This window comes from Nostoc sp. UIC 10607 (genome assembly GCF_047228265.1).
Taxonomy (GTDB): domain Bacteria; phylum Cyanobacteriota; class Cyanobacteriia; order Cyanobacteriales; family Nostocaceae; genus Nostoc; species Nostoc foliaceum_A.
The window spans coordinates 327,040-334,004 of sequence record NZ_JBIQNW010000002.1 but is presented as its reverse complement, the minus strand read 5'-3'; the positions used below and the strand labels follow the sequence as shown (position 1 = coordinate 334,004).

Here is a 6,965-nt window from a genome sequence, read left to right as displayed (position 1 = left end):
ACGATTAGGGATGCAACACACGTTTTGGATGGTTTGTTGTATCACGAGAGTGATTTACAGATTCAGGAGCATTATACGGATACAAGTGGCTATACCGAACATGTCTTCGCAATGTGCCATCTGCTGGGATTTAGATTTGCTCCTCGAATGCGCGATTTACCTGATAAGAAATTGTATACTTTTGAACCTAGTTCTCCTGATTCGCCTTTGGCACCCCTCCTCGGTGACAAGATTAATGTGAAATTAATTCAGGAATCTTGGGATGAAATTCTACGCCTTGCTAGTTCAATTCGGACGGGGACGGTGACTGCTTCTTTGATGTTAAGGAAATTAGCTTCCTATCCTCGGCAGAATCGTTTAGCTCTAGCTTTGCGGGAGTTGGGAAGAATTGAGCGGACTTTGTTTACTCTCTCCTGGTTGCAGAGTCCAGAACTGCGGCGACGGGCTACAGCAGGACTAAATAAGGGTGAGGCAAAACATACCCTGAAAAGAGCGGTGTTTTTTAATCGCCTGGGGGAGCTGCGCGATCGCTCTTATGAAGACCAGTTTTATCGGGCCAGTGGGTTGAATTTGGTGATTGCTGCTATTGTTCTGTGGAATACGGTGTACTTAGAAAAAGCCGTGGATTATTTGCAGGAACAAGGGATGAATATTCCTGAAGAACATTTGCAACATTTGTCACCGTTGGGTTGGGAGCATATCAATCTCACTGGTGATTATGTCTGGAATTTGAAACAGGTGACCAGTTTTGACCAGTTGCGTCCTTTGCGGGTTAAAGAAAATAAGTATCGCTAAAATGCTTATGTAATATAGGTTTCAGCCTTAGCGTACAATTTTCCCGTTTTGGCACGGTGATGCCAATTTCCTTTGCCTGATTCATATTGCCAATGCCTTCAGAACCTTTTAGCGCTCCGAAGGCTCCAGTAGCCAAAGCAGCAGCACCCAAAATCAGTGGAATCATCAAATACTCCTGATTGTGATTAGTATTCATCTACGGGTTCAGCGTCAAAATAAGGCATCACCTTATACTTATTTTGCCCGGAGATACCAACTAATGAACATTCAGAATGTATAAATTTGAGACTGTGATTAATGCAGTTGTCAATCATTTTTGTGTTGAGTGCGATCGCACCTGTGGGAGGCTAACACCTCAATGCAATGGACAGACAAGCGATGTCTACGACGGTCTACGCCTACGCACTCGGCTTAACGCTAGAATATTAGTCGCAATCTTGTGGAGATGATTGGCAATGAAAATTAAAGCAGTTATCTGGCAAGAAGACGGTGTGTGGTGTGCTTCTGTACCCGCCCTACCCGGATGTCACACTTGGGGAGACAGCTATGAACATTTGTTAGAGATGCTGCAAGATGCAGTTCAAGGTTGGTTGGAAGTTGCTAGCGAACGAGAAGAACTTGACCCGGAGAAACAGTTGGTTGAAATATCGCTATGAAAGCGGTTTCAGGTAAAGCACTTTGTAAAATTTTGGAACGGCAGGGTTGGGAATTGAAACGCATTACTGGCAGTCATCATATTTACATAAAAGAAGTTGTTGATATAATCCTCTCCGTTCCGGTTCATAGTAATCGAGATTTACCTATTGGAACTTTGAAAAGCATTATGAAAGATGCTGGACTTACCGAAGAAGATTTGGACTAAAAGCGATCGCAATTATCCCAAGTTCACATAACAGCACCTAACTTGAGCAATTTTGGGTTAGTTGTAGCTTCAAGTAATCAATAAAGTCCAGAATTTCTGTATCAGTGAGTTGTAGACGCGATCGCTTGCCATATCTCTGCTGCAAATACTCCCTTCCCTGCTCTGGAGTCCAATTTAATTGGGCTAAATATGTGTCACTTTGAGCTATTAAAACTGCATGAATTTCTGATGCTGTTGTATTAGCATATACTTGTATTGCCTCTTCATTTGAATTCTGAATTCTATTAATTTTTAAACTTACTTTTTGTCCTAGAGCTTGCCAATCAACTTCTTTATATCCATCCCACAAAAAGTCTACAGATCGATAAGTTATTGGATCGTAAATTTTACAGAAAACGACATTACTCTCTCCTGGGCTAACGGTGATAGTAAGTGGATTATGCAGTTGTCCAGAAGTAAGAACATCTAAAGATAACAACAAACTTTGAGAAAAGTAAGATTCACTTCCTGAACGGATAATATAAGGTTTGTCTGCCAAAATATATAAATCGTTCTTTTCAACTGGCCCGAATTTAGTTTCAACCTTTTTATTAACTTCTATTTCTGTAATTACCCCAGTCAAAGCTCTATCATAAATTGGGATGCGTTTTTCATCTTCAGCCAGCATATACCAACAGTGATCGGGTTCTTTGCTGACAAAGACATATTGAGGTTTTGGGACTGCTCCAAATCCTAATTTAACTTCCATATTTTTGATGAAGGTTTTGGTAAATATATTTATTGAGCAACCAGTCATGACGATTTTTACCGTCAAGCTATTAGTTGCTTTATAGATATAATTCCCTAGCCAGGAAGCTAATTAACATTAAGGCAGCGAAAATTAGAAAATTTGGTGAATCTATAACAAAGTTTCTGGATCAACACCTAGCGCATTCAACCTTTCAATTAACATTTTCACTTTTTGTTCTGCTTCCACCCGTCGCTGTTCTTCAAAAGCTGCGCGTTCTTCCGCTTCTCTAATACGTTCTTCTGGTGTCAGCAATCTTTGCCCTTCTCCGTCATACCAGTACAGCCATTCCCGCACTATACCTTGATAAATTCCTCGTTCTCGCCCAATTCCTAAACCAATCTCTGGTAGCCAAACGGGATTTCCTGACATTAAGAGATATTCCCCATCAACTAGGCGATACACTTCCAAAGGTGTCTTTTTACGCCGAAGGGGACTATATACAACGTAGTACAAAATTCCTAATTCTTTAGCATAGAAGTCTTTCTTGATGTTATATTCTTCCCGATATATTTGGGAAACAACTTCTAGTGCTAAAATTGGCAGTTGCTTTTCTTCCCACAGCACATAACTTAGGCGTAAATCTTCATCAATGAAGCGTTTAACTCCTAAGCTGAGAAATCCATCAGGGACAATAGCTGATTTTTCGGGGTGATAATAAATACCCATATCAACACCAAAGAACCAATCCCAACGATCGCACCAAACTAAGGCCAGGATCGTTTTCAGCAAGCCGGGAATTAAATTTTGGAGTTCATTATCCACAGGGGTGTCATTGGAGTCCGGTAGTTCTTCGGAAGATGGCAAACAATGGAGCGGATTGTAGTTTAACATGAGCGGTTTTGCCAAATCTGATTCTAGATAGATTGTAGGTAATCTATTGATATGCGATCGCAGCGCAAGAATAAAGAACCGTTTTTAGCGATTGCTTATGTCTCTTTTCTCAGTATTTAAAGTACTGAGAAGTGTAAAATCTTTACATCAGATTCGTGGTTTTTCGGTACTGATTACCAGAGAGTCTAACTGACAATAGCAAAAAAGGGTGGAATATTGTTCAACTAGAACATTCCAGAAGTCGCAGAGTATTCAATTTCATGGTGAATTTGGTAGCTGGGCTGATTACCTATATCTACCAGGAGAAAAAGTCTTCTCTCAACCTTGACTCAGGAAATGTGGCGCAGCTGGAACTTAGCTGATTTTTGGCCCGATTTTTGAGTTGTACTTAAGTATCAGATATGTCACCACAGATCCATTCACGAATTTTAATCAAAAATTTCCTAACAGTTTTTTTGCCGTTGTCAGCGTTAGTTGGGGGTATTATCGGGACTATCTACTACCAACAGCTACAAACTGAGAAAGTTGTATTAAAAACTAATGAACTCGGTAAGGTAGATTTACAAACCAAAGTAATCAGCGGAGATTTTCACTCAGTTGTCTCAGATTTGATCGTTATTTCTAGACAAAACGAGTTACAGGGAATTTTAGAAGGAGTGGAGGGACAACAACAGGCACTTTCCCAAGAATTTTTATTATTTTCTCAATATAAAAAACTTTATGACCAAATTCGCTTTTTAGATCAATCAGGTAAGGAAGTTGTTAGAGTCAACTTCAACCAGGGTGAACCAGGGATTGTCCCCGAAGAAAAACTGCAAGTGCAAGCCAAGCGCTACTGGTTTAATGACACTTTGCGGCTAAACCCTGGACAAGTATTTGTCTCTCCCCTTGACCTCAATATTGAACGAGGTCAGGTTGAAAAACCCCTCAAGCCAATGATCCGCTTTGGTACTCCCATTTTTGATAGCCGTGGGCAGAAACGAGGCGTTGTAGTGTTAAATTATTTCGGCGCTAAACTGCTGGAGAATTTTAATCAAGCCCTAGCTAACGCCACTAGCCAGGGAATGCTGTTGAATGCTGATGGCTACTGGTTAAAAGGGACGAAATCTGAGGATGAATGGGGATTTATGTTTCCCGGTCGCAAAAACCGCACCTTTGGCAAAGCTTTTCCTCAAGCATGGCAGCAAATTTCTCAAAAAGAATCGGGACAATTTCAAACTGCTGAGGGAATGTTCACTTTTACCACAGTCTATCCACTTGTCGAAGGGCAAAAATCTAGTACGGGAACAGGACAGGCTTTTGCACCAAGTCAAAATCAAATTGATACTAAATCCTATTACTGGAAGATTGTCTCATGGGTGTCACCAGAGACGTTGACGAATAAATCAAACCGATTTTTTCGTCAATTGCTACTTTTATATACTGGGTTGGTAGGACTAATTGGCATTGGTTCTTGGCTACTAGCAAAAGCTAGTGTCAATCGTCAGATGGCCCAGCTAGAGTTAAGGAAGTCTGAAACCCAGTTGCGAAAGCTAGTTGAGCGGGAAAAAATCCTTAAAACTCGTCTATCTAGCCAAATTCGCAACTCGCTGGATTTAAATACGATTTTAAGTACAGTAGTGGGTGAAGTTCGGGAACTGCTCCAAATTGATCGATGCCAGTTTCTTTGGTGTCATCAAGAAGATGAATCTACTAGCTTTGAACTGAGTCAGCAAGCCTGCGCTTCCGACTTGCCAGAACCCTTGGGCTGTTCTCCTATCCAGAATGTGGAAGCGCTGAGTGAGGCTGTTCTGCAAGGGAATTTACTCTGTTTTGATGACATTGCGACAGATTCCTGGCTTGATTTCAAGAATCGGAATTTACTGGTGACATTAGGCTTTAAGTCTCTACTAATAGTTTCGGTTCAAACTCAGTCGGGTCGCTTGGGTGTGATTGTCTGTGAACATAGTAGAGCGCTTCGTCCCTGGAGTGATGATGAGGTGGAACTGATTCGAGGTGTGGCTGACCAGTTAGCGATCGCCATTGACCAAGCCCAATTGTATAATCAAAGCCGCGCTGCTACTGCTGCTGCTACGACTCAAGCACAACAACTCAACCAAGTTCTGCACAATCTCAAACAAACCCAAGCTCAACTAATTCAAACTGAAAAAATGTCGAGTTTAGGTCAATTAGTGGCTGGGGTAGCTCATGAAATCAATAACCCAGTTAACTTTATCTACGGCAATCTGACCCATGTAAATGAATATACGCTGGGCTTATTGGAACTGGTAGAACTCTATCAAAAGACCAATGTTAATCCAATATCTGAAGTACAAGCTCATATAGAAGCGATCGACCTTGACTTTATGACTGAGGATCTACCTAAAATCCTAACTTCAATGAAAATGGGAGCTAATCGCATTCGTGAAATAGTTCTATCCTTGCGAAATTTTTCTCGACTTGACGAAGCGGATATGAAGCCTGTCAACATTCATGAAGGTATTGATAGCACATTACTGATTTTACAAAATCGTTTCAAACAAACGTCTGGAAATGCCGGAATTGAAATAATCAAAAAATATGGTGATATTCCCTTAGTAGAGTGCTATGCCGGACAACTCAATCAGGTATTTATGAATCTGATCAGTAATGCCATTGACGCTCTGGATAGTTATAACATTAAGCGAACTCTTGAGGACATAGAAGCTAACCCCAGCCAGATTGTAATTCGTACTGAGTTACGCAACTCGGATCGTATAACTGTACAAATTGCAGATAACGGCCCTGGCATGACCGAAGTAGTTAAGCAACGATTATTTGACCCTTTCTTTACTACAAAAGCCGCAGGTAAAGGCACTGGGTTAGGACTAGCAATTAGCGCTCAGATTGTCGCAGAAAAACACAACGGAGCTATTTGGTGTATTTCGGAACCAGGACAGGGAGCAGAATTTTGGGTCGAAATTCCGATTAAGCAAAGTTCTAAACTAGCGACTGCAAGTACTGCTACTCTATCCATCATTTGAAAAATGATATGACTAATATTAGCGAGCGCGCTGATTTTGATAGCCCTTGGAAAGAAATAATAGAAGCCTATTTTCCCCAAGCAATGCATTTCTTTTTTCCAGAAACTTATGCATTAATTGATTGGGAACGTCCATACCAATTTCTAGATAAAGAATTCCAACAAATAGCTCGTGAAGCCGAACAGGGTAAAAGATATGCTGATCAATTAGTCCACCTCTACTCGTTTACCCCATACAGTATTTTTTTAACTTAGTTCGATGATTTCTTTTTTACTTTACCGAATCAAGCCTTAGCTTGAAAGGTTTGTGGGACAGTAGTTTTACTTTTTCGATTTCACCGATAATCAGTGACATGGAAAAAGTTTTTGCCAAAAAGCTAGGGTTTTGCCGTATCAAGAAAACCAAGTTTTTAATTTTGGATAAAGTCGAGCTTAGAGGTTGTTTGAAAAGTGTTTCGCTGTGACTTTAAGTACTTTTAGCTCCCCCCTAACCACCCTTAAAAAGCTACGGTGTATACACAAGTCTCTTGACCTGCAAAAATTAGAGACGCGATAAATCGCCGTCTATACAACTGTTTTGGTCTTATCTGAACTGTATTGATCTAAAATTTTGATACCGACAAGAGGACTTTTCAAACATCCTCTTATGAGTGAGTAACAAAAAGGGCAGGTACAAAACCCGCCCT

At 40.7% G+C, this 6,965-nt stretch carries 8 protein-coding genes and 1 pseudogene; 6 read left to right on the top strand and 3 right to left on the bottom strand.

All coding sequences use genetic code 11. The annotated features are described in order from the left end of the window. A partial coding sequence (locus tag ACEYW6_RS03620; RefSeq protein WP_412978649.1) for a transposase occupies positions 1-795 on the top strand: 795 nt, incomplete at its 5' end. Here the strand turns inward: ACEYW6_RS03620 and ACEYW6_RS03615 are convergent. Then, complete coding sequence (locus ACEYW6_RS03615; protein ID WP_412978648.1) at positions 773-961, bottom strand: hypothetical protein; 189 nt, start codon at positions 959-961, stop codon at positions 773-775. The genes ACEYW6_RS03620 and ACEYW6_RS03615 overlap by 23 nt on opposite strands. Before the next feature lie 106 nt (positions 962-1,067). On the opposite strand from ACEYW6_RS03615, the gene ACEYW6_RS03610 reads away from it, so the two are divergent. Genes ACEYW6_RS03610 through ACEYW6_RS03600 form a run of 3 tightly spaced genes read left to right on the top strand, consistent with a single transcriptional unit; the run spans position 1,068 to position 1,657 of the window. Beyond that, the gene (locus ACEYW6_RS03610; protein WP_412978647.1) at positions 1,068-1,244 is read left to right on the top strand and encodes a hypothetical protein; all 177 of its coding nucleotides are present in this window, start codon (positions 1,068-1,070) and stop codon (positions 1,242-1,244) included. 6 nt (positions 1,245-1,250) lie between these two features. Then, positions 1,251-1,451 carry a type II toxin-antitoxin system HicB family antitoxin gene (locus ACEYW6_RS03605; protein WP_323230667.1) on the top strand — a complete coding sequence of 67 codons (201 nt, stop codon included), beginning with the start codon at positions 1,251-1,253 and terminating at the stop codon, positions 1,449-1,451. Next, positions 1,448-1,657: a type II toxin-antitoxin system HicA family toxin gene (locus tag ACEYW6_RS03600; RefSeq protein WP_412978646.1), complete on the top strand. Its 210-nt coding sequence runs from the start codon at positions 1,448-1,450 to the stop codon at positions 1,655-1,657. The genes ACEYW6_RS03605 and ACEYW6_RS03600 overlap by 4 nt, the downstream gene beginning before the upstream one ends. A 37-nt stretch (positions 1,658-1,694) precedes the next feature. Here the strand turns inward: ACEYW6_RS03600 and ACEYW6_RS03595 are convergent, their stop codons facing one another. Both ACEYW6_RS03595 and ACEYW6_RS03590 read right to left on the bottom strand, forming a co-directional pair. After that, a complete protein-coding gene (locus ACEYW6_RS03595) occupies positions 1,695-2,405 on the bottom strand; it encodes a hypothetical protein (RefSeq protein ID WP_412978658.1) in 711 nt (236 codons plus the stop codon). A 150-nt stretch (positions 2,406-2,555) separates the two neighbouring features. Beyond that, the gene (locus ACEYW6_RS03590) at positions 2,556-3,278 is read right to left on the bottom strand and encodes a Uma2 family endonuclease (protein WP_412978645.1); all 723 of its coding nucleotides are present in this window, start codon (positions 3,276-3,278) and stop codon (positions 2,556-2,558) included. A gap of 401 nt (positions 3,279-3,679) precedes the next feature. Here ACEYW6_RS03590 and ACEYW6_RS03585 point away from each other — a divergent pair, with 401 nt between their 5' ends. Both ACEYW6_RS03585 and ACEYW6_RS03580 read left to right on the top strand, forming a co-directional pair. After that, positions 3,680-6,280 (top strand): ATP-binding protein, encoded by a 2,601-nt coding sequence (locus ACEYW6_RS03585; RefSeq protein ID WP_412978644.1) that lies wholly within the window; start codon positions 3,680-3,682, stop codon positions 6,278-6,280. 8 nt (positions 6,281-6,288) lie between these two features. Next, positions 6,289-6,528, top strand: a pseudogene (locus ACEYW6_RS03580) (hypothetical protein); the annotation flags it as partial. Positions 6,529-6,965 lie beyond the last annotated feature (437 nt).